Source organism: Acidithiobacillus marinus (genome assembly GCF_002847505.1).
Classification (GTDB): Bacteria; Pseudomonadota; Gammaproteobacteria; order Acidithiobacillales; family Acidithiobacillaceae; genus Acidithiobacillus; species Acidithiobacillus marinus.
In genome coordinates, this window is the sequence record NZ_MXAV01000044.1 from 78,682 (window position 1) to 99,672 (window position 20,991).

A 20,991-nucleotide genomic window follows, 5' to 3' on the forward strand; every position below is an offset into this window, starting at 1 on the left:
AGCGTGTCAGAGCAAGCACGCCAGGACGGGTTGGCATTTGAAAAAGCCGTACTGCTATGGGCGGAAGGTATGGGCTGGCGTCTCGAACGCACCGGCCCCCTGCGGCGGGGTATCTGGCCAGTTGCTCGCCTGGAATTTTTGCGCGAAGGCGTTTTGACGCCAGAAAACTGGGATCATTTTTTAAGTTCCTGCTCGCTGTTTGAATCCTTTGTGCCTGGTCGCCGTGAGGCCAGCAGTCACAAAGGCATAGCGGTGAAGTTTTATCAGGTGGAAAAACCAGCCTGGGGATTTGCTCAAATAGCCCATACCGGTCCTCATGAATGGGTGGCGTATTGCCGGAGCAGGGCTGGTTGGGATCAGCTTCCCGCAGAAAGTGAGCAGGCAGCCTTTGCCCGTATCGGTTTGGAATTTCTTCCGCCCGAAGAACGATGTATGCATGACATGAACAAACCAGACGGTGGGTCACATGCCTGAAGAGCAGCTGTATGGTGTCCATGCCATTGAGGCTGCCTTGGATGCGGGTGAATTGTGCGCCATGTGGGTGGCTACGGAACGCAGAAGCGATGCGCGTTTGAAGCCGTTACTGGAGAAAGCGCAAGCCCAGAATCTGGTGATACATGAATTGCGGCATACTGCACTGGCACGCAAGTTCAATACAGAAAAGCATCAAGGCATAGCGGGCATTTTGCTGCAGCAAGCGGCGCCTGAGTTTTCGGATATTTTGGCTGAGCTGCAAGGACAGGGATTTATTCTGGTGCTTGACGGGGTACTGGATCCCCATAATCTCGGCGCCTGCTTGCGCAGTGCCGAGGCAGCAGGCGTCGACGCTATTATATTGCCCAAGGATAATGCCTGTCCGGTAAATGCCACAGCGCGTAAGGCTGCGGCCGGTGCTGCGTCACGCCTGCCAGTCTGTACGGTGACTAATCTTGCCAGAGCTTTAAGTGCTTTACAGGAAAATGGTTTCTGGCTGGTCGGGATGGCTGGTGATGGATCCCAAAGTCTCTATACGCTGGATTTGAAAATACCCCTGGTGATGATCATGGGCGGAGAAGGTAAAGGATTGCGGCGCCTGACGCGCGAACATTGTGATTATCTGGCCCACATTCCCATGGCAGGAGCCATGGAGAGCCTCAATGTGTCGGTGGCTACCGGCATCTGCCTTTTTGAAGCTGCTCGCCAACGTCAGGTGCTTGGGTTACAGTCTGAAACAGTCGAGAATATGTCCGGTCTTTCACTCCCACAGGTTACCTAATGCTGGTAGATTCCCATTGTCATCTGGATTTTGAAGATTTTGCCGAAGATCGGGAAGCCATTCTGGAGCGCGCCCGTGCTGCAGGAGTCGATGAAATCCTCATTGCTGCCGTGGTTCAGCAGCACTGGGCACGGGTTCAGACCCTTGCCGCAGAAAATGATGGCATCTGGGCAGCTGCCGGGGTACATCCCAACGAGCCGGAAGATGAAACGCCGAGTATGGAGAGTCTGCTTGCAGCGCTTTCTGCCGAAAAAGTGGTGGCAGTCGGGGAAACCGGGCTGGATTATTTTCGCAGTGAAGGCGATTTACGCTGGCAACAGGAGCGCTTTGCCCGTCATATTGCCGCATCCAAGGCCACTGGCAAACCGGTGATTGTGCACACCCGTGCCGCTGCTGCCGATACTCTGGCCCTGATGCGCAGCGAAGATGCCCGGGCTGGCGGGGGGGTTATCCATTGTTTCACAGAAGATTGGGATTTTGCCCGCGCTGCCCTGGATATGGGGTTTTATATTTCCCTTTCGGGGATCGTGACTTTCAAGAAGTCGCTGGATCTGCAAGCTGTAGCCCGCAAGTTGCCGATGGATCGCCTGCTGGTGGAAACTGATGCGCCTTATCTGGCTCCCACACCCATGCGCGGCAAGCGTAATGAACCGGCTTATGTACTTCATGTCGCAGAATTTCTGGCTGATTTGCGCGGCGAATCTTTGGTCGAGCTGGCCCAGCAAACAACCGCCAACTTTCATCGACTATTCATCCCGACGGTGCCTGCATGAAAATCACTTTTCTGGGAACCGGATCCAGCGCCGGCACACCAGTCATTGCCTGTCCTTGTCCTGTTTGTCATAGTCCTGATCCACGCAACCGCCGGCGCCGCGCCAGCATTCTGATAGAACAGGATGATACAGTCTTGCTGATAGATACCGGTCCCGACCTGCGTCAGCAAATGCTGGATGCTCAGGTACAGCAACTGAGTGCCGTCCTCTATACCCATTTTCATGCAGATCACATCAACGGCATTGACGACCTGCGCGCCTTCAACTTTGCCCAGAAAGTCGTCATTCCCTGTTATGCCGATGAAAAAACGGCCACAGAACTGGAAACCCGCTTTCGCTATTGTTTTCTGCCCCCCGATGCCGCCTGGGCAAAACCCTCCCTCTCCATGCAGCGTTTCGAGGGTCCTAGGGCTTTTGGCAAGTTACTGGTTACGCCTATTCCTATTATGCATGGCAAACTCGCTATTCTTGGTTTCCGTTTTGGGGATGTGGCCTATTTGACGGATCTCAAAAGTATTCCCGATGAAAGCTTGCTGTTACTGCAAAATTTGGACTTGCTGATCCTCGACTGCCTGCGCTATGAAGCCCATCCCACCCATCTGAATGTGGAAGAAGCTCTGTATTGGACCCGCCGCATTGCCGCCAGGCAGACTATTTTTACGCACATGACCCACGATCTTGATTATGCGCAGTTTGCCGCAGAACTTCCGGCCAACATTTTCCCCGCTTATGACGGATTGGTGCTTGAGCAGTAAATAGTGTTTGACAGTTCAGGGGTAAATCCCTATATTACGCGACATCGGGGCCATAGCTCAGCTGGGAGAGCGCTTGAATGGCATTCAAGAGGTCAGCGGTTCGATCCCGCTTGGCTCCACCAGATACGCGAAAAGAGTCAGAGTTCAGCTCTGGCTCTTTTCGCGTTTTAGCCCTTCACCATTTCAGGAGGAAGAATAGTGCACGCCTTCAAGCCACCGTTTGCTTATGGACACGCTTCTGATCCTGATTGGCGCGTAGCCTTGGCGGACGCCCTGGCGATGGCTGGCAGCCAGGCGCTTACCGGCACCTTGGGATTTCTATACCTATCGGATGAATTTGAGAATGATCTCCCGGATTTGCTGGCGGAGTTGAAACTCAGGGTGGATGTTCAACACTGGACGGGTTGCGTGGGCATTGGCATATGTGCCACCGCACAGGAATATCTTGATCAACCCGCTCTGGCGTTGATGGTTACGGATTTTCCGGAATCGGATTTTACAGTTTTTTCAGGAATGACGACGGTGCTCAGTACCCAGCCCCCCCTGCTCAACGGAGTTCCCCCTTATTTTGCGATAGTTCACGGTGACCCGGCCACCAGTGCCTTGCCTGAATTGGTGCAGCATTGTGCTGGCATGACGCAAAGCGGCTTTATCACCGGCGGTCTCAGCAGTAGCCGGGGTAAAGGTGCACAAATTGCTGACAAAACCCTGCATGGCGGAGTGAGCGGAGTGTTTTTTACCGACCAGGTGGCTATTGCCACCCGTCTTTCCCAGGGCTGCAGTCCTATTGGACCGGTACACATCATTGGCGAAGCACACAGTAATGTGGTGGGAACCCTTGACGATCGACCTGCCCTGGATGTCTTGTACGAAGAAATTGGTGAAGTGCTTGCGCGTGATCTGCAAAGAGCGGCAGGTTACATATTCGCTGCCTTGCCGGTCCAGAATGATGACCGGGGCGATTACACCGTGCGCAATCTGATTGGTGTGGGCACAGATCAAAAAGTGGTGGCCATAGGTGAATATATTGAGCCTGGACAGGCATTGATGTTCTGCAAGCGTGACGGTGGTTCTGCCCGGGAAGATATGTTGAGAATGCTGGACGAACTGGAAAAACTGGTTGCCGGAAGATCTATTCGCGGAGGCCTGTATTTTTCCTGTCTGGGAAGAGGTGAGGGATTGTTTGGCCCGGATTCTGCGGAACTGCGTTTGATTGAATCCCGGCTGGGCCATTTTCCCCTCGTCGGATTTTTCGCTAATGGGGAAATATCCCACGACAAAATATATGGTTATACCGGAGTGCTGACCCTTTTTCTGGGTGATTGAGCAGGGGATCTTAGCTTATAGGGTGAGTTAAACGCGGGCCTGTGCTATATTTGTATCAGTATATTAGAGGTTGATAATGTCTAAACCGGTACGCATAGATCAACGCTTGATGCAGGAAGGGCGACGGACCCGGGGTACCTTGTACTTCGGGATTGGCTTGGGTCTGGCCGCCGGACTGCTGATTATTCTCCAGGCTTTTATTCTCGCCCATATTGTCAACGGCGTCTCTTTTGAAGGACTGGGCCTGGCTGCCGTTATGCCTTTGCTCTGGGCCATGCTGGCATTGTTCGTTGTGCGGGCCGGTCTGTCCTGGGCCGGGGAGCTGGTGGCGTTTCGGGCCAGCGCCAGTATCAAAAGCTATCTGCGGGAACAACTGTTGAAGCATTTGCTGCAACTGGGGCCTGTCGCGATTGCCGGGGAGCGTAGTGCGGATATTGCCAGCACCATGATTGAGGGTGTCGAGGCACTGGAGCCTTATTTTTCCCGCTATTTGCCGCAAATGGCCCTGGTCAGCCTGATTCCTCTGGCCATTCTGGTGGTGGTCTTTCCCGAAGACTGGATCAGTGGTCTGATCTTGTTGATTACCGGGCCTCTGGTGCCTTTTTTCATGGTGCTGGTCGGTTATGCGGCCGAAGCGGTCAATCAGCGCCAGTGGCGCAAAATGCTGTTGATGAGCGCACACTTTCTGGACGTGGTGCAGGGCCTGACGACCCTCAAGATTTTCGGCCGTGCCAAGGATGAAATTGAAATTGTGGCCCGCATATCCGATGATTACCGGCGCAGCACCATGGCAGGTTTACGGGTAGCTTTTTTGACCTCAGCCGTACTGGAGTTTTTTGCCAGCCTGTCCATCGCCCTGGTGGCTGTTTCACTGGGTGCCCGCTTGCTGCAGGTGCACGCCGCCGTTACTTTTTACACCGCATTTTTCGTCTTGCTATTGGCCCCCGAGTATTTTAATCCGCTGCGCGGCCTTTCCACCCATTATCATGCCCGCATGAGCGCCATTGCTGCCGCCAAGCGCATTTTCGAAATACTGGATATGCCTCTGCCGGAAAAACCTCAGCCTGCCGAAGATTATGTGCATTCCCAAGAAATCAGTCTGGTCATTCGCGATCTGTGTTTTGCTTATGAACCCGGTCGTATGGCGCTGGATGGGGTTACGGCTGAATTCCCTGCGGGCAAGGTAACGGCCCTGGTAGGTTCCAGCGGTGCCGGCAAAAGTACTCTGGCCAATGCCATTCTCGGGTTTGTCCATGCCGATAAGGGTGAGATTCTCGTCAATGGGCAGATGCCCTTGAATGCCATCGACCCGCAACTGTGGTGGCGGCAACTCGCCTGGGTCCCACAAAATCCCCGTCTATTTCATGGCAGCATTGCCGACAATATCCGTATGGGTCAAGCCGATGCTGATCTCGCAGCACTCCGCGAAGCAGCCAAAAATGCCCATGCCCTGGAATTTATTGAAGCGCTGCCGCAAGGTTTTGACAGCATGATCGGGGATCTCGGTCAGGGGCTTTCCGGTGGACAAATTCAGCGCATTGCCCTGGCCCGGGCATTTCTCAAAAATCCGCCACTGTTTATTCTCGATGAGGCAACCGCCAACCTCGACATGGAAAACGAGGCCTTGGTGCTGGATGCCATGCAGCGTTTAATTCAGGGTCGTACAGCCATAGTCATCGCTCACCGACTGGCTACCGCAGAACGCGCCGATCATATTGTTGTGCTGGAGGCAGGCCGGGTCGCTGAAAGCGGAAGCCACCAGGAATTGTTGGCGGCTGGTGGTGTTTATGCCCGCATGGTGGCGGCTTATCGGGGAGAAATCCATGTCTGATTACTGGCGCCTTTTAAAACTGTTTTTTCCCTATAAATTCTGGATGTTGGGCGGTGCCCTCCTGGCGCTGCTGACCATATTGTCCAATTTTGGTCTGCTGGCACTATCCGGCTGGTTTCTGGCCAGTGCTGCACTGGCGGGCCTGGGCGGGTATGCCACCCTCAATTTATATAATTTTTTCTTGCCGGCCGCCGGAGTCAGAGCCTTTGCCACGACCCGGGTGATTTCCCGCTGGCTGGAACGGGTGATCACGCACGAGGCCACTTTTCGTTTGCTCGCCCAGCTACGCAGCTGGTTTTACAGTCGGCTGGAGCCACTGGCTCCGGCAGGACTGCAGGGGTATCGCTCGGGCGATATTTTATCCCGCCTGGTAGCGGATATAGACACCCTCAATAATTTTTATCTGCGCGTATTCACCCCTTTCCTGGTCGCGGGTCTGGCCACGCTGCTGATGTCCGGGTTTTTTGCATTTTTTGCCTGGCGCCTGGCCATTGCCTTGTTTTTGTTTCTGGCTGCTTCCGGACTGGCCTTGCCCCTGCTCGCAGAGCGTCTGGGCGCGCGCAGCGGCGCCGAAATGACCAACTTGCAGTCCGAATATCGGGTGCAGTTGGTGGATGGAATGCAAGGCATGGGAGAATTGCTCACTTATGGAGCTGGGCCGGAAATACTGCACCGGAGTAACCGTCTTAATGATGCCATCTTGCAGCGGCAGGCCAAAATGGCCCAGATCAGCGGTCTCAGTACCGCCGGGATGAGCTTCATGGGCAATCTGGCTGTCTGGGTGATTTTGATACTGGCTATTCCCCTGATTCATGGCGGGCATCTCGGACCTTCGGATTTGCCCATGTTTGCCTTGGGGGTGATGGGATCTTTTGAAGCCATTGTCGCCTTACCGCTGGCTTTTCAGTTTCTCGGCCAGACCCGCCAGGCGGCCCGGCGTATATTCTCCGTGGCAGACAGCGCCTTGCCTTTTCCCGATGCCAGTGGCCCGGCCCCGGATGTGCAGAAACCGGATCTCTTGCTGGAGAATGTGCATTTACGTTATCCCGGAAGCCAGCAGGATGCCCTGGCTGGGGTGAATCTTCAGATCAAGGCAGGGAGTAAAGTGGCGGTACTGGGCGCAACAGGTGCCGGTAAAAGCAGTCTGGCCAATTTGTTGTTGCGCTTTTATGACTATCAGTCCGGCACTGCGCAATTTGGCGGGCATGAACTCAAAAGTTTTCCGGCTGATCAATTGCGGGAATTTTTTGCCGTCGTTTCCCAGCGTTCTTACCTGTTTCATACCACCATCCGTGACAATTTGCTGGTGGCCAAAGGCGATGCGGAAGAAGAGGAACTCTGGAAAGCGCTGGCAGCAGCACAACTGGAAAGCTTTGTGCGCAGTCAACCCGACGGACTGGATACCATTGTTGGTGAGGGTGGCGTAAAGCTATCGGGTGGTCAGAGTCGGCGGGTGGCTATTGCCAGAGCCATCCTCAAAAATGCGCCCTGGCTGGTTCTGGACGAACCATCGGAAGGCCTGGATCCCATTACGGAAATGGAATTTCTCCGGGATTTGCAGCCCCTCATGGCTGGGCGCACAGTGTTGTATATTACTCACCGCCTGCTGGGCCTGGAGCAGATGGATCAGGTGTTTATTCTGGATGAAGGCCGCGTGGTTGAATCAGGAACCTATGCCGAGCTGCTGAAAAAAGGCGGGCATCTCAGCCATTTTGCGACCTTCCGGAACGGTGTTGTCGGAGAAAAAATTTCCTGAAAAACCCGGTACCGGGTCGGGGTGCTTTGTAAGCATGTAGATCAGAACCATGTGATCCATGACGATATGACATCTGGCAGATTTACGTTGGGAATGTGTGTGAGATAACGCTATTGTTGGCCGCTGCCCGCACCAAGACTCCCCAGCAACTTGTTTTCCAGCGCCTTGCTCTGCTCGGCGGCCGACTGGCAGGCCGGACTGGACGGGTTCTGCAGACAGTGAAGTTCCTTGCCAAGAATGACCGTACTCTTTTTTTCCAGGGCGGCCTGGGTACTTTGGGTATGGGCCGGGGTGGTCAGCCAGGATACGCCATAGCCCAATGCCGACGAGAGTATGGTGGCTACCAGGAATACCAGGAGCATCCGGGTGAATCCCGATTCCAGCCCCTGATCATCCAGAAAACGCTTGCTGTACCAGGAAAATACCGGATAACTGACCAGTCCTGCGACAATCCCCCACATTTTCAGGCCTCTTTGGGCATATCCAGGGGCAGGGTATAAGGTAATGGCTGTATTTGTATTTCTGCACCGTCCACCGCCCCTACCCGGAGAGGCTCGCCGACATTGGCAGCACGTAGAACCGCCAAGGCCGCATACTGCCCAGGGCTGGATTCGGCACTATTGATGATCAGGCCGATACTTTGCTCACCCATACTTTCGGCAAAAACTTCAGCGCCCACCGCCAGCGGATGCCCGGCGCTGACCGCATACATCTGATTTTTAAGCTTGCCCAGGTAGTGGGAGCGTGCAACGATTTCCTGACCGGGATAGCAGCCTTTTTTGAAATTGATGCCGCCCAATACCTCCAGATTGAGTTCCTGAGGGATGACTTTCTCGCTGGTAGTCTGACTGATGTAAGCCACTCCCGCATGGATGGCTGCCAAGCGCCATTGTTCCACGGAGGCTTCTTCTACACCCGATGACCTCAGTGCATTACTCAGCGTAGCCAGTTTATCCGACGGTGCGATCAGTTGGTAGATTTCCTGTCCAGTCCATGGCAGGCGGGTCACCATCCAGTCATCCTGAACGACACCGCTGTTTTCAAGCGCGGGCATGGTGCAGCCTAACACCTGCGCCAGATTTTTTCCGGCACCTGTTCCGTAAACAGCCAGTAGTCCATGCGCGGGTTCCGCATTTTCAATGTCCAGTTTGGCCATCATCCGGAATTTGCGCAGACGTTCTGCAACCAGCTCTACCAAACTGGAGGAAAGACTCAACCAGAAGTGATCTTCCGTACGTTGTACATAAAAATTGGTAATCATCCGCCCTTTGGCGGTGCTGTAGCTGCTCCATTGTCCCTGGCCGCCACTGGTCAAGCTGCGCAAATCATTGGAGAATTGACCCTGTAGAAATTTTTCGGCGTCTGCGCCATGGGCGTGGATGAGTCCCAGTTCGCTGCTGAGGAGGGAAAACTGGATGGCGGCTGATGTCATGAATATACTCCCGGTCGAGCTGATGCACAGTTCTTTATCATAGCGCGATGAATGACGGTGACAAAGCACTGCCGCCACTTTTCTGCGGTTCGCTCCGGCACCAGGCACTGCTGCACAGTCTACCCTGTATGCTGGCGGGGCTCTCGGCACTCCTGGCTATGTTTGACCATTTTCGCTGTGGCCTGCTGCTGTTTATGGGTGTGGCTGTCTGGGTGGTCTGGCGCTGCCCCTGGTCAGTCCGGCGCTAGTTGCGGCTGCCCGTTGCCCTGCTGACAGGACCCGAAAATCAGCTGCTGTTGCAGCTCGGCAGTGGGGAACAAGTAGCGGTTCAGTTGCCGGCGCAACCATTCCTCCATCCGCGACTGGGCGTTATACAGCTGCGCAGTGGACACCGGAGAAAATATACCCTGATTGGCATTTTCCCACTCAGGGGCGGGACCTGGCGTCTCTGGCGCCTGTATCTGCGCCAGCTATGGGACGCGCGTAAGGATGTTCCTGATCGCGTTGGGTAATGACATCGAAAGCTTCTTCAGCACAATCCGGATGATCTATATTGAAATGACAGCCCCGGGATTCACGGCGAAACAGGGCCGAACGCAGCAGGATTTCGGCGTTCTGACGCAAGTTGCGCAATTCCTGATAGCTCCGTGATACGCCGGAACTATCCCCGATTCGTTCAGCCATGGCTGCAAGTTGCTGCACAGCCTTGCTCATGTCCTGATCATTGCGAATAATGCCTCCTGACTGCCACATCACGTGCTGTATCGTGTGGTGCATCTCCATCATGCTATGTGGATCCGGGAGCACACCCTGCTGTTTTGATGCCGCCAGGGCAGGAACGGTAGCATGATAGATTGGCGGCTCCGGAAGCCGGGCTTTGCCTTCCAGGGCTTCAACAATACTAGCTGCTCCGACCACACATTCGAGCAGGGAATTGCTGGCCAGGCGATTGGCCCCATGCAGGCCGGTCGCACTGACTTCTCCGACGGCATAGAGACCGGGCAATGAGCTGTGTCCATGAGCATCTACCACCACACCGCCGCAGGTATAATGGGCGGCGGGCACTACCGGAATCGCTTCCCGGGTAAGATCGTAGCCGCGTTCCAGACAATGGCGGTATATAGCAGGGAAATGCTGGCGAACGGCATCTGCTGATTCTGCACTGATATCCAAAGTGACGTGGGAAAGTTGATGCTTTTTCATTTCTGTATCGATAGCGCGTGCGACAATATCCCGAGGTGCAAGCTCCGCACGCGGATCATAATGGTCCAGAAAGTGGCGACCATCGGGAAGGCGCAGTACTGCACCTTCACCGCGCAGTGCTTCCGTAAGTAAAAAAGGGGCATGACCCGGATCATAGAGAGTAGTGGGATGGAATTGGATAAACTCCATATTGGCAATTTCGGCACCGGCCCGATAGGCCAGAGCGATGCCATCCCCGGTAGCCACCATGGGATTGCTGCTGTGTAAATACATTTGACCGGCTCCACCACTCGCCAGAATAATGGCTCTGGCAGTCCATAATTCCGGGGTATCATGTTTGGCATCCATGACCCAGACACCCTGACAGCGTCCCTCCTGCGTCCATAATTCACAGGCCAAATGGTTTTCGAAGAGACTGATCCGGGTTTGCTGGCGTACGCGCTCAAGTAAGGTATGTTCGATGGCGTTTCCAGTGGTATCGGCACGATGCAGAACCCGGCGGACCCGATGCCCACCTTCCCGAGTCAAGTGCCAAGCACCATCACTTTGGCGATCAAAAGGTACTCCCCAGTCGATCAGTTGCCGGGCTGCGTCAGGACCTGCCTGAATAATCCGGGTAACAGCGTCGGGATGGCAAAGTCCCGCACCGGCCCCCAGGGTATCCTCAATGTGCATGGCGATACTGTCCTCGGTGAAATCCATGACCGCAGCCATGCCTCCCTGAGCCCAGTTGCTGGCCGTGAGTTCGGCCTGATCCTTGCTCAGAATACCCACAGTTCCCAGGCGGGCGAGTCCCAGGGCAGTGCTGAGACCGGCAACACCGGAACCAATAATTATGAAGTCAAAAACGGGCATTCAGTGTCCTGGAAATAGTCGTAGGAATGTTGTTGCAAGAAAACCTGCGGGTCATGATACGATGATGGGCTAACAAGGTGAAGAACGGCACCAGAACCATAAAGGAAGGCCGAATGAGTAAAACAAGTGGACGCGGCAGCAGTGGCGCGCCGGAAAGCGGCGCGACCACTGACTTGTTACTCGTTCAGCGGGTACAAAAAGGAGAAAAAAAGGCTTTTGATCTGCTGGTACGCAAATATCAGCACAAGGTAGTGGCTCTGGTTGGTCGCTTTGTGCGCACGCCGGAAGAAGCCGAAGATGTCGCCCAGGAAGCTTTTGTCAAAGCCTATCGAGCCCTGAAAAATTTTCGCGGGGATAGCGCCTTTTATACCTGGCTGTATCGCATTGCCGTCAATACGGCCAAAAACCACCTGGTCGCCCAGGGGCGGCAGGTAGCCATTGTCGATGCCGAAACCGAAGATGCGGAACAATTTGCCGGTGCTGATGGACTAAGAGAATATGATACGCCTGAGGGCGTGTTGCTCAGCAAGGAATTGGCAGAGCATATTGATGGGGCCTTGTCAGCGTTGCCGGAAGATTTGCGAACAGCGGTAACACTTAGGGAGTTTGAGGGACTCAGTTATGACGAGATTGCGCAAGTGATGGAATGTCCAGTGGGAACAGTGAGATCGCGGATTTTCAGAGCGCGCGAAGCCATTGCCAAAGTGTTGGCACCATTGTTAAATCAGGAACAGCCATGAATAATCAAAACAGAGAAGATCTGATGGCCTTCATGGAAGGCGAATTAGGACCCTTGCAAGCCAATCGTATGGCTGCTCGCTTACAAAGCGAACGAAGTCTGCGGGATGCCTGGGAAAATCAGTACCGGATTTCTTTTTTGTTGCAAAACGACCGCAGGGGTGCCCAGTGGGCATCGTCGGGGTTTGCTGATCGCATAGCTGCGCAAATTGCCGATGAACCTGCTATTCTGGCACCTCGTTTGTCTGGGACTCGCCGTGTTTCCCCTTCGTTCTGGATGAAGGCCGGGTCAGTAGCTGCAGTACTGGCAGTGTCAGTCACCTTGGTGGGTTTGCTTCCTCGGCATACTCTTTCCGATGGACAAACGGTTTCTGTTCAAGGAAATCACCTCACTCAGACAGCACTTTCGAATAGTGCACAAGGGACACGGGAGGTATTTCATCTTCGCCCGGTTGACGATTTCAATGTCCAGCCTGCTGGCCCTGACCTGATGATACAGCAGGACATCAAGCGGCTCTGGATTCCCGGTCAGAGTAATTATCTTCCCGTTTCCGCGTCTGCCGTTTACGGTCATGTTGGCGGAGGCCTACAGAACACGGTATATAGTTCCACAGCGGGAATCAGTAATATCTCCATTGATCGTTCTGCCGGCGGCTATCCTTAAAACGCCTTATTGCCAATAAGCCCGGATACCGAGATGATAAGCAGGGCCATTTGATAAAGTAACTATCGTAGTCGGGAGGGAGTGTACTTTGAATAAAGATCTGCGGCGTAAACAGCGCCCATTTGTGGCGCTTTGTGTCAGTTTTTCCTTGGGTTTTGCTGGGATGCTCCCAGCCTTGGCGGATGCTGGATCTGCTCCCGCGACCATGGTCGCGCTTCCGGATTTCACTCCCATTGTTAAACAATATGGGCCTGCCGTGGTCAACATCAGTACTACGGAAACCAAAACGGCGCGTGGGGTTGGATCACCTTTTCCCCCGGATTCCCCTCTGAACCAGTTTTTTGCGCCTTTTTTTGGCGCCCCAGGACAACCGAGAGCCGGTCAGGGCGGAGCGACTCCTCCAGGCCATAAATATGAAGTCCAGTCTTTGGGCTCAGGCTTTATTGTGAGTTCTGACGGTTATATTGTCACGGCCGCGCATGTAGTCAAGGGTGCTCAGAAAATCATTGTTAGCTTGACCAATCATCATCAATATACGGCCCATTTGGTAGGCTTATCCACACGTATTGATGTGGCATTGCTCAAAATAGATGCCAAAAATCTGCCCACAGTGCAAATCGGAGACTCAGGCAAGCTGGAAGTAGGGCAGTGGGTGCTGGCTGTAGGTTCTCCCTTCGGATTTGAAAACAGCGTTACCCAGGGAGTGGTCAGCGCCACCTCCCGCCCTCTGCCCGATGATCCCTATATTCCCTTTATTCAGACCGATGTGCCCATTAATCCCGGCAACTCCGGGGGGCCACTGTTTAATATGCGGGGTCAGGTAGTCGGTATCAATGACCAGATATACACCAACAGTGGCGGCTATATGGGATTGTCTTTTTCCATCCCCATTAATGTGGCCATGGATGCGGTCAAACAGCTGAAATTACATCAGAAAGTGCATTTTGGCTGGCTGGGCGTCATGATTCAGGATGTCAGCATGGATCTGGCCAAATCCTTCCACATGAAAGAACCTATCGGCGCCCTGGTATCCCAGGTGGTTCCCGATGGTCCCGCAGCCAAGGCGGGTTTGCGTCCTGGGGATGTGATTGTGTCCTTTGACGGACATGCCATTTATAACTCTGGACAGCTACCGCCCATGGTCGGAGCTCTGCCAGCCGGATACAAGGCCAAGCTGGGTATTATTCGGGATGGCAAACCCATGACCTTGACTATCGTCGTGGAGAGCTTGCCGGGTGATATGGATAAAACGGCGGATACTGCCGGGGCTTCAGGTGGACAAACGCTGAAAGGTGAAATCAAGCGGTTGCATATCGAAGTTGGTCCACTTACTGCCGAAGCCCGGAAGCAGCTCAACGTGAATACCGGAGTGTTGGTTTTGGGGGTGGCTCCGGGTATTGCCTCTGAAGCCGGCATTCGTCCCGGTGATGTTATTCTCCAGGTGGCCCAGCAGCCCATCAATAACGTGACTGCGCTGCAGAAACTAGTCGCGTCACTGCCCGCCGGCCAGCCTGTTCCGGTGCTGGTCCGTCGCGGAGATGGTAGCTTCTATCTGGTACTCTCACTGCCTCGCTGAAATCCAAGATAGAGGGCAGGGGCTGGGTGTAACTCCCGGCCCTTTTTGTTAAGGTGTCGAGCAAGACAGGAAAACTGTCCAGCTCTTTGGGATTTAAGGATATATGACTGAGCAGCAACATATTCGCAATTTTTCCATCATTGCCCATGTGGATCACGGCAAATCCACCCTTGCTGACCAGTTCATCCGTTTGTGTGGGGCTCTCACCGAACGGGAAATGTCCAGTCAGGTACTCGATACCATGGATATTGAAAAAGAGCGGGGAATCACCATCAAGGCGCAAAGTGTGCGCCTGCAATTCAAGGCCAAAGATGGCCAGGAATACCAGTTCAATCTGATAGACACGCCTGGTCATGTCGATTTTTCCTATGAAGTCAGCCGCTCTCTGGCGGCCTGTGAGGGTGCCTTGCTGGTGGTGGATGCTTCCCAGGGCGTGGAAGCCCAAAGTGTTGCCAACTGCTACACGGCCCTGGAACATGATCTGGAAATCGTCCCGGTTCTCAATAAAATTGATCTACCAGCAGCGGATCCCGCCCGGGTGCGCACGGAAATTGAAGAAATTGTCGGCCTTCCTGCCGATGACGCCATCGAAGCCAGCGCCAAGGAAGGCATTGGCATCCGGGAGATTCTCGAAAGAGTGGTCGAACGGATTCCCGCCCCCAAAGGGGACAGTAATGCTCCTCTGCAAGCCCTCATCATTGACTCCTGGTTTGACAATTACCTGGGCACGGTGGTGCTGGTCCGCGTCATGAATGGATCTATCCGACCTGGTCAGCGGGTAGTGACCATGGTCGGTCAGAAAAATTATGTGGTTGAGAAGGTAGGCGTTTTTACTCCCAAGTCGTTGACGGTGCCGGCGCTGGAAACAGGCGCTGTGGGTTTTGTTATTGCTGGAGTCAAAAGTATTGAAGGGGCACGGGTCGGTGACACCCTGACTGAACAGGATCGCCCTGCCAGTCAGGCCTTGCCGGGTTTCCGGGAGGTACAGCCGCAAGTATTCACCGGTTTGTATCCGGTGGATTCCTCCGATTATGAAGATTTTCGTGAAGCGCTACAGAAGCTGCGCCTGAATGATGCGGCTTTGCAATTTGAACCGGAAACCTCCCAGGCCCTGGGCTTCGGGTTCCGTTGTGGTTTTCTGGGCTTATTGCACATGGAAATTGTGCAGGAACGATTAGAGCGAGAATATCGGCTGGAACTCATCAGCACCGCACCGACGGTGGTGTATCAGGTGATTACCTCCGATGGTCAAACCTTGAAAATTTCCAACCCGGCTGAACTGCCACCCGTTCAAAAGATCGCCGATTTTCAGGAACCGGTCATCAGCGCCAATATTCTGGTGCCGGAAACCTATCTGGGTCCGGTCATTGCCTTGTGTGAAGAACGCCGGGGCCGGCAGAAAAATATGCAGTTTACCGGTGGGCAGGTCATGCTCCGCTATGAATTACCCCATAACGAAGTCGTTCTGGACTTTTTTGACCGCCTGAAATCTGTCAGTCGGGGCTATGCCTCTATGGACTATGAATTTGCCCGCTTTGAGAGTGGCCCACTGGTAAAGATGGATATTCTGATCAATGGGGAAAAACTCGATGCCTTGTCCTGGATTGTGCATCGGGACGTTTCCGAACGGCGTGGTCGTGAACTGGTGACACGTTTACGTGAACTTATACCCCGGCAAATGTTCGAAGTGGCCATACAAGCAGCCATCGGGGCGCGCATCATTGCCCGTGAATCCGTCAAGGCCATGCGCAAGAATGTGCTGGCCAAATGTTATGGCGGTGATGTTTCCCGTAAACGTAAATTGCTGGAAAAACAGAAAGAGGGGAAAAAACGCATGAAACAGGTGGGGCATGTGGAAATTCCCCAGGAAGCATTTTTGGCGGTACTGAAGAGCGATAAACGCTAAACAGGAAGGAAATATATCAATGGATTTTACTTTGGGGTTGTTTCTCGCGGTGCTTGTATCTGGCCTGATCTGGCTGGTGGATGTCATATTTCTCCGGCGCAGACGGAATCAGGAAACCCGTGAATCCATTATTGTCGAATATGCCCGCAGTTTTTTTCCGGTTTTGCTGGTGGTTTTTTTGATTCGATCCTTTCTTTTTGAGCCCTTTCAGATTCCTTCCGGTTCCATGATTCCGACCCTGCGGGTCGGGGATTTTGTCCTCGTCAATAAATTCCAGTGGGGATTGCGACTGCCTCTGATCCATACTCCGATTACCCAGGGCAGCCCGGTGGAAGCAGGGGACATCATGGTATTTCGTTATCCGAAAAATCCCCGCATTGATTATATCAAGCGGGTCATTGGGTTGCCCGGCGATACCATCGAGGTCAAAGGCAATGATCTTTATATCAATGGCAAACTGATTCCCCAGAAATATATCGGCAATTTCAACTATCGCCCGGAAGGTCAGGGTGCTGAGGGTATGGTTATTCCCACGAAAGAATATGCTCAAGAACTGGGCGGTCATCATTTTCATATTATTGAGTTTGACACTCCAGAAGCGCAAATGGATTTTGGACCTTACAAGGTTCCTCCCCACACTTACTTCATGATGGGTGACGATCGGGACAACAGTAATGACAGCCGTTTCTGGGGAGTGGTTCCAGAACGCAACATTGTGGGTAAGGCCATGTTTGTCTGGTTTTCCTGGGATGCAGAAGATTGGTCCATTCGCTGGAATCAGGTTGGCCGTTCTCTCGATGGTCGGCAATAAAATCAGCGTGATATTCCTTGCATGAATGCTCATTGCCAACTAAATAGAAACTGATTTCATTTGCCGTGTACGGAGTATTGCTTCATGCCAGGTCCAGTTCAGTGGTTACGCAACAGAGAGAGACTGCCCATCAATCCTTCTGCCAATCCCTCGCCAGAAGCTGGAGTTGGTCTGATCGGGGTGATTTTCTGGATTTTCATACTGGTGCTGGTGGTTGCTTTTGTGGTCAAGGTCATGCCCAGTTATTACGATTACTGGTCCCTGCAAAATATTGTCAAACAACAGGCGCAGCAGGCTGGCCCGGAGGAGTCGGCGGGACAAATCCTCTATAACCTGAACGGGCGCCTGGGCGTGGCCATGATTCATATCCCGCAAAAAGACATCGTGATTGAAAAGGCCGGTAATGGTCCCGTGCTGATTACGGTGACTTACGACAAAATTGTTCCCCTAGCCGGAAATATGAGCCTGCTCCTGCATTTTCAGGCCAAAGGCGGGCACTGAGGAAGATGCGCTGCAGCGCATAAGGCAAAGCCCATTCCAGGATTCAACTCAAGGCCCTATTCAAGGACCGGCTCGCTCAAGGAGAGTATCCGCAAGCAGCTATTTCCGTGTATGCTTAAAGCCATTTTTGGTGTTTGAAAAAGATAGAGACTGAGGTTATGGCTTCGCTGGATATGCTGCAAAAAGCAGTCGGGTATCATTTTAGCGGGATGCACCTGCTCACGCAGGCACTCACGCACCGCAGTGCGGGAGCAGCGCACAATGAGCGTCTGGAGTTTTTGGGTGATGCGGCCTTGAACTTTGTGGTGGCAGCGCGCTTGTTTGCGCGTTTTCCCAAGGTGAGTGAAGGTGATTTATCGCGGATGCGGGCCCGGTTGGTGCGCGAAGAAACTCTGGCAGAAATTGCCGGTGAAATTGCCCTGGCTGATTACCTTATCCTGGGGCCGGGCGAAGTGCGTAGCGGTGGCTCCAGAAGGGACTCCATTCGCGCCGATGCCTTGGAAGCTGTTATTGGCGCCGCCTTTCTGGATGGTGGTTTTGCAGCTGCCGAGGGGATAGTCCTGAAGCTGATGGAACCACGCATTACCGATCAGTTGGGGGATGCAGAATTACGCGATCCGAAAACCCGGCTGCAGGAATTTTTGCAGGGCAAAGGGCGGCCCTTGCCGGTTTATACGCTGGTCGAAGAAAAGGGTCAGGCCCATGAAAGACGCTTTGTGGCGCGTTGCAGCGTGCCCGAAGTAGCTTCCACGGAAGCAGAAGACGGCAGTCGTCGTAAAGCGGAACAACAAGCGGCAGCCCTGATGCTTGCGCAACTACAGAATTTGTCGCGTGGCTGAAAACGAGGCTTTAGAAACCGCCCATCCTTACCGGAGTGGCTATGTGGCCCTGCTGGGGCGTCCCAATGTAGGTAAATCTACCCTGTTGAATCATCTGGTGGGGCAGAAAATCAGTATTACTGCCCCCCGTCCACAAACCACCCGCGACCAGATTCTCGGTATTTTAACCCGCCCGGATGGTCAGGCCCTGTTTCTGGATACTCCCGGTGTGCATGGTGGTTATCGCAGTCTTAACCGCCACCTGCTGAGAGCTACCCGGGGCGCTATGGAGTCTGCGGATCTGGGTGTGTTGGTAGTAGAGGCCATGCTCTGGATGGAAGATGATGCCGAAGCCTTGCGCTGGCTGCAACGCAGTGGCCTGCCGCTCCTAGCCGTGGTGAACAAAATTGATAAAATCAAGGCCAAGGAACGTCTGTTTCCTTATTTGCAGAATTTGACCGAGCGTGCCAATTTTGTGGCAGTGGTGCCCGTATCTGCGCGCAAAACCAGCGATATGGAAAAGTTGGCAGATATACTCATTCCGCTGTTGCCGACTGCGCCCGCCATTTTCCCCGAAGATCAGGTCACGGATCGAAATCTGCGCTTCATGGCCGCCGAGATTATTCGCGAGCAGATTTTCCGGCAACTGGGGGCAGAGTTGCCCTATGATACTGCCGTAGCCATTGAAAGTTATCAGGTGGAAAACGGGCAGCAGCGTATTGAAGCCACTATCTACTGTCGCAGGCCAGGGCAGAAAGCCATTATTCTCGGCGAAGGAGGCAGTCGTTTGCGGGTGATTGGCAGCCGGGCCCGTGAAGCGCTGCAACAGTTAACCGAAGAGCGGGTCTGGCTCGGCCTCTGGGTAAAGCAAAAAGAACAGTGGACCGAGGATACGCATATTCTGCGCGAGCTGGGGTATGACGACTGACGCGGGTGATCGCGCCTGGGTACTGCATCGCCATGCTTACGGGGATTCCAGTCTGATTGTGGAGTTTTTCACTCAGCAGTATGGCCGTCTGGGGGTGCTGGCCAAAGGCGCGCGCCGCCCGCGCTCAGCTTTTGCCAGCATTGAGGCGGGGCGACCTCTGTGGATTCGCTGGCTGGGAAAAGGCGAGCTTCCCCTGCTCGTGCAGGCCGAGGAGCAGGGTACCCTCCCGCCTTTGAGCACCCTGCAAAATCTGAGCTTGTTTTACATAAATGAGTTGTTGTTGCGGCTCACCCAGCGTGGGGATCCCTTTCCTGAGTTTTTTGAGGAATATGAAAACACGATCAAGGCGTTGAGCGATGTAGCCAATATCGCCTGGAATCTTCGCCGCTATGAGCGCCATTTGCTGGAAGCCTTGGGCTGGGCAGCAGATCTGGGACAATGTGGGCACTGTGGAATTCCCTTGGCCCCGGGTGCTACCTGGTTTTATGCGATCCAGACAGGAATTTTCTGTCCACGACATGCTCCTGGAGAGGCATCTGTGGCCATACCCGCAGAAGTGCTGGAATGGCTCAGCGGTCCGATGAATTCTCCCCCGGCTTCCGGTTATAATACGCACATGCGGCAGTATCTGGAGCGCGAATTGCAAGTGCATCTCGGCAGTCGGGCACTGGAGAGCCGCCGCCTGCTTGCCGCATACTTGCAGCGCAGCAAACGGGGATAACATCAACCTGATGATAAGGAGCAACTGGCATGATTGCCTTGGGCGTGAATATTGATCATGTGGCCACTTTGCGTCAGGCCCGTGGTACTCGTTATCCGGATCCTATCGAAGCTGCCTTTGTGGCTGAACGTGCCGGAGCTGACGCCATTACCGCGCATCTTCGCGAGGATCGTCGGCATATCCAGGATCGGGACATTGAAATCCTCATCCAAACCTTGCAAACCCGACTCAATCTGGAAATGGCGGTGGAGGAGGGAGTGCTGCGCATTGCCGAACGTCTGGCGCCCAGCGATTGCTGCCTGGTCCCCGAGCGTCGCGCTGAACTGACTACGGAAGGTGGGCTGGATGTCGCCGGACAAATGCCGCGCATCAGGGAAGCCTGCCAGCGTCTGGCTACTGCGGGTGTGCGTGTTTCCCTGTTTGTCGATCCTGATCCCTTTCAACTAGAGGCCGCTGCTGAAGCCGGTGCACCTGTCATCGAGCTGCATACCGGCCGCTACGCGAATGCTCGTTATGCAGCCAAACGCCAGGAAGAACTGGAGCTGATCATCAGCGCTGTCAGTTTTGCCGGGAGTCTGGGCTTGCAGGTGAATGCCGGTCATGGACTGGATTACCACAATGTCCAGGCCATTGCTGCTATCCCCGGCATTCTGGAGTTGAATATTGGCCATGCTATTGTGTCCTACGCCGTATTTTCCGGATTGGCTGCGGCCGTGACAGAAATGAAGCGCCTGATGCTTGAGGCGCGGGGATGATTGTGGGGGTAGGCACGGATATTGTGGCTATAGAGCGGATGGCCCGTTTGTATGCTCGCTATGGTCGCCGTTTCGCGGAGCGAGTGCTCGGTTCTCTGGAGTGCGCCGATTTGCCAGCAGACAGTACGGCTGTTGCAGCCTTTCTGGCCCGGCGCTTTGCTGCCAAGGAAGCCACCTACAAGGCGCTGGGCAGTGGCCTGGGTGCAGGCATGCGCTGGTCGGATGTGCAGGTGACCCACGATGCTGCCGGTCGTCCCCAGCTGCTGATGGAGGGTAAATCTGCCGAGTTGCTGAGACAACGGGGCAGGGAAATGCGTACCTGGGTTTCCATCAGTGACGAGCGCCGCTATGCCACTGCTGTGGTTATTCTGGAGTCAGGAGTGTAAA

Annotated in this window: 22 protein-coding genes and 1 tRNA gene; 19 read left to right on the forward strand and 4 right to left on the reverse strand. The window is 54.1% G+C overall.

The window, feature by feature from the left end:
* Positions 1-3: 3 nt before the first annotated feature.
* The 8 genes from B1757_RS11915 (at position 4) to cydC (ending at position 7,696) form a co-directional block, all read left to right on the forward strand.
* Positions 4-474: a hypothetical protein gene (locus B1757_RS11915; RefSeq protein ID WP_253253841.1), complete on the forward strand. Its 471-nt coding sequence runs from the start codon at positions 4-6 to the stop codon at positions 472-474.
* Positions 467-1,255: a 23S rRNA (guanosine(2251)-2'-O)-methyltransferase RlmB gene (rlmB, locus tag B1757_RS11920; RefSeq protein ID WP_101538511.1), complete on the forward strand. Its 789-nt coding sequence runs from the start codon at positions 467-469 to the stop codon at positions 1,253-1,255. Before B1757_RS11915 ends, rlmB begins: the two co-directional genes overlap by 8 nt.
* Positions 1,255-2,028 carry a TatD family hydrolase gene (locus B1757_RS11925; RefSeq protein ID WP_101538512.1) on the forward strand — a complete coding sequence of 258 codons (774 nt, stop codon included), beginning with the start codon at positions 1,255-1,257 and terminating at the stop codon, positions 2,026-2,028. The genes rlmB and B1757_RS11925 overlap by 1 nt, the downstream gene beginning before the upstream one ends.
* Positions 2,025-2,783, forward strand: coding sequence for an MBL fold metallo-hydrolase (locus B1757_RS11930; RefSeq protein ID WP_101538513.1), 759 nt, complete (start codon positions 2,025-2,027; stop codon positions 2,781-2,783). Before B1757_RS11925 ends, B1757_RS11930 begins: the two co-directional genes overlap by 4 nt.
* Positions 2,784-2,829: 46 nt before the next feature.
* A tRNA-Ala gene (locus tag B1757_RS11935) sits at positions 2,830-2,905 on the forward strand.
* A 76-nt stretch (positions 2,906-2,981) separates the two neighbouring features.
* On the forward strand, positions 2,982-4,109 hold the full coding sequence (locus B1757_RS11940; RefSeq protein ID WP_253253842.1) for an FIST signal transduction protein: 1,128 nt from the start codon (positions 2,982-2,984) through the stop codon (positions 4,107-4,109).
* Positions 4,110-4,185: 76 nt separating this feature from the next.
* Positions 4,186-5,940: a thiol reductant ABC exporter subunit CydD gene (gene cydD / locus B1757_RS11945; RefSeq protein ID WP_101538514.1), complete on the forward strand. Its 1,755-nt coding sequence runs from the start codon at positions 4,186-4,188 to the stop codon at positions 5,938-5,940.
* Positions 5,933-7,696 carry a thiol reductant ABC exporter subunit CydC gene (gene cydC / locus B1757_RS11950; RefSeq protein WP_101538515.1) on the forward strand — a complete coding sequence of 588 codons (1,764 nt, stop codon included), beginning with the start codon at positions 5,933-5,935 and terminating at the stop codon, positions 7,694-7,696. The genes cydD and cydC overlap by 8 nt, the downstream gene beginning before the upstream one ends.
* 110 nt (positions 7,697-7,806) lie before the next feature.
* On the opposite strand, the gene B1757_RS11955 is transcribed toward cydC, so the two are convergent.
* The 4 genes from B1757_RS11955 to nadB all read right to left on the reverse strand — a co-directional run bounded on the left by B1757_RS11955 (position 7,807) and on the right by nadB (position 11,186).
* Complete coding sequence (locus B1757_RS11955) at positions 7,807-8,157, reverse strand: hypothetical protein (protein WP_101538516.1); 351 nt, start codon at positions 8,155-8,157, stop codon at positions 7,807-7,809.
* Positions 8,158-8,159: 2 nt separating this feature from the next.
* Positions 8,160-9,128 (reverse strand): CAF17-like 4Fe-4S cluster assembly/insertion protein YgfZ, encoded by a 969-nt coding sequence (gene ygfZ / locus B1757_RS11960; RefSeq protein WP_101538517.1) that lies wholly within the window; start codon positions 9,126-9,128, stop codon positions 8,160-8,162.
* A gap of 233 nt (positions 9,129-9,361) precedes the next feature.
* Entirely contained in the window at positions 9,362-9,520 is a 159-nt protein-coding gene (locus tag B1757_RS15470) for a hypothetical protein (protein WP_172437699.1), read from the reverse strand.
* A gap of 34 nt (positions 9,521-9,554) precedes the next feature.
* The gene (nadB, locus tag B1757_RS11970; protein WP_101538519.1) at positions 9,555-11,186 is read right to left on the reverse strand and encodes an L-aspartate oxidase; all 1,632 of its coding nucleotides are present in this window, start codon (positions 11,184-11,186) and stop codon (positions 9,555-9,557) included.
* Between the two features lie 113 nt (positions 11,187-11,299).
* On the opposite strand from nadB, the gene rpoE reads away from it, so the two are divergent.
* The 11 genes from rpoE to acpS all read left to right on the forward strand — a co-directional run bounded on the left by rpoE (position 11,300) and on the right by acpS (position 20,990).
* Complete coding sequence (gene rpoE / locus B1757_RS11975; protein ID WP_101538520.1) at positions 11,300-11,926, forward strand: RNA polymerase sigma factor RpoE; 627 nt, start codon at positions 11,300-11,302, stop codon at positions 11,924-11,926.
* Positions 11,923-12,588, forward strand: coding sequence for a sigma-E factor negative regulatory protein (locus tag B1757_RS11980; RefSeq protein WP_101538521.1), 666 nt, complete (start codon positions 11,923-11,925; stop codon positions 12,586-12,588). Before rpoE ends, B1757_RS11980 begins: the two co-directional genes overlap by 4 nt.
* A 163-nt stretch (positions 12,589-12,751) precedes the next feature.
* On the forward strand, positions 12,752-14,164 hold the full coding sequence (locus B1757_RS11985; RefSeq protein ID WP_253253852.1) for a DegQ family serine endoprotease: 1,413 nt from the start codon (positions 12,752-12,754) through the stop codon (positions 14,162-14,164).
* Positions 14,165-14,267: 103 nt separating this feature from the next.
* Complete coding sequence (gene lepA / locus B1757_RS11990) at positions 14,268-16,070, forward strand: translation elongation factor 4 (protein WP_101538523.1); 1,803 nt, start codon at positions 14,268-14,270, stop codon at positions 16,068-16,070.
* A gap of 19 nt (positions 16,071-16,089) precedes the next feature.
* Positions 16,090-16,881 (forward strand): signal peptidase I, encoded by a 792-nt coding sequence (gene lepB, locus B1757_RS11995; RefSeq protein WP_101538524.1) that lies wholly within the window; start codon positions 16,090-16,092, stop codon positions 16,879-16,881.
* A gap of 84 nt (positions 16,882-16,965) precedes the next feature.
* Positions 16,966-17,382 carry a DUF4845 domain-containing protein gene (locus tag B1757_RS12000; protein ID WP_253253843.1) on the forward strand — a complete coding sequence of 139 codons (417 nt, stop codon included), beginning with the start codon at positions 16,966-16,968 and terminating at the stop codon, positions 17,380-17,382.
* 158 nt (positions 17,383-17,540) lie between these two features.
* Positions 17,541-18,221, forward strand: coding sequence for a ribonuclease III (gene rnc / locus B1757_RS12005; RefSeq protein WP_101538525.1), 681 nt, complete (start codon positions 17,541-17,543; stop codon positions 18,219-18,221).
* On the forward strand, positions 18,214-19,128 hold the full coding sequence (gene era, locus B1757_RS12010; RefSeq protein WP_101538526.1) for a GTPase Era: 915 nt from the start codon (positions 18,214-18,216) through the stop codon (positions 19,126-19,128). Before rnc ends, era begins: the two co-directional genes overlap by 8 nt.
* Positions 19,118-19,849, forward strand: coding sequence for a DNA repair protein RecO (recO, locus tag B1757_RS12015; RefSeq protein ID WP_101538527.1), 732 nt, complete (start codon positions 19,118-19,120; stop codon positions 19,847-19,849). The genes era and recO overlap by 11 nt, the downstream gene beginning before the upstream one ends.
* 29 nt (positions 19,850-19,878) lie before the next feature.
* Entirely contained in the window at positions 19,879-20,604 is a 726-nt protein-coding gene (pdxJ, locus tag B1757_RS12020; protein ID WP_101538528.1) for a pyridoxine 5'-phosphate synthase, read from the forward strand.
* On the forward strand, positions 20,601-20,990 hold the full coding sequence (gene acpS / locus B1757_RS12025) for a holo-ACP synthase (RefSeq protein WP_101538529.1): 390 nt from the start codon (positions 20,601-20,603) through the stop codon (positions 20,988-20,990). Before pdxJ ends, acpS begins: the two co-directional genes overlap by 4 nt.
* The last annotated feature ends 1 nt before the right edge of the window (position 20,991 follow it).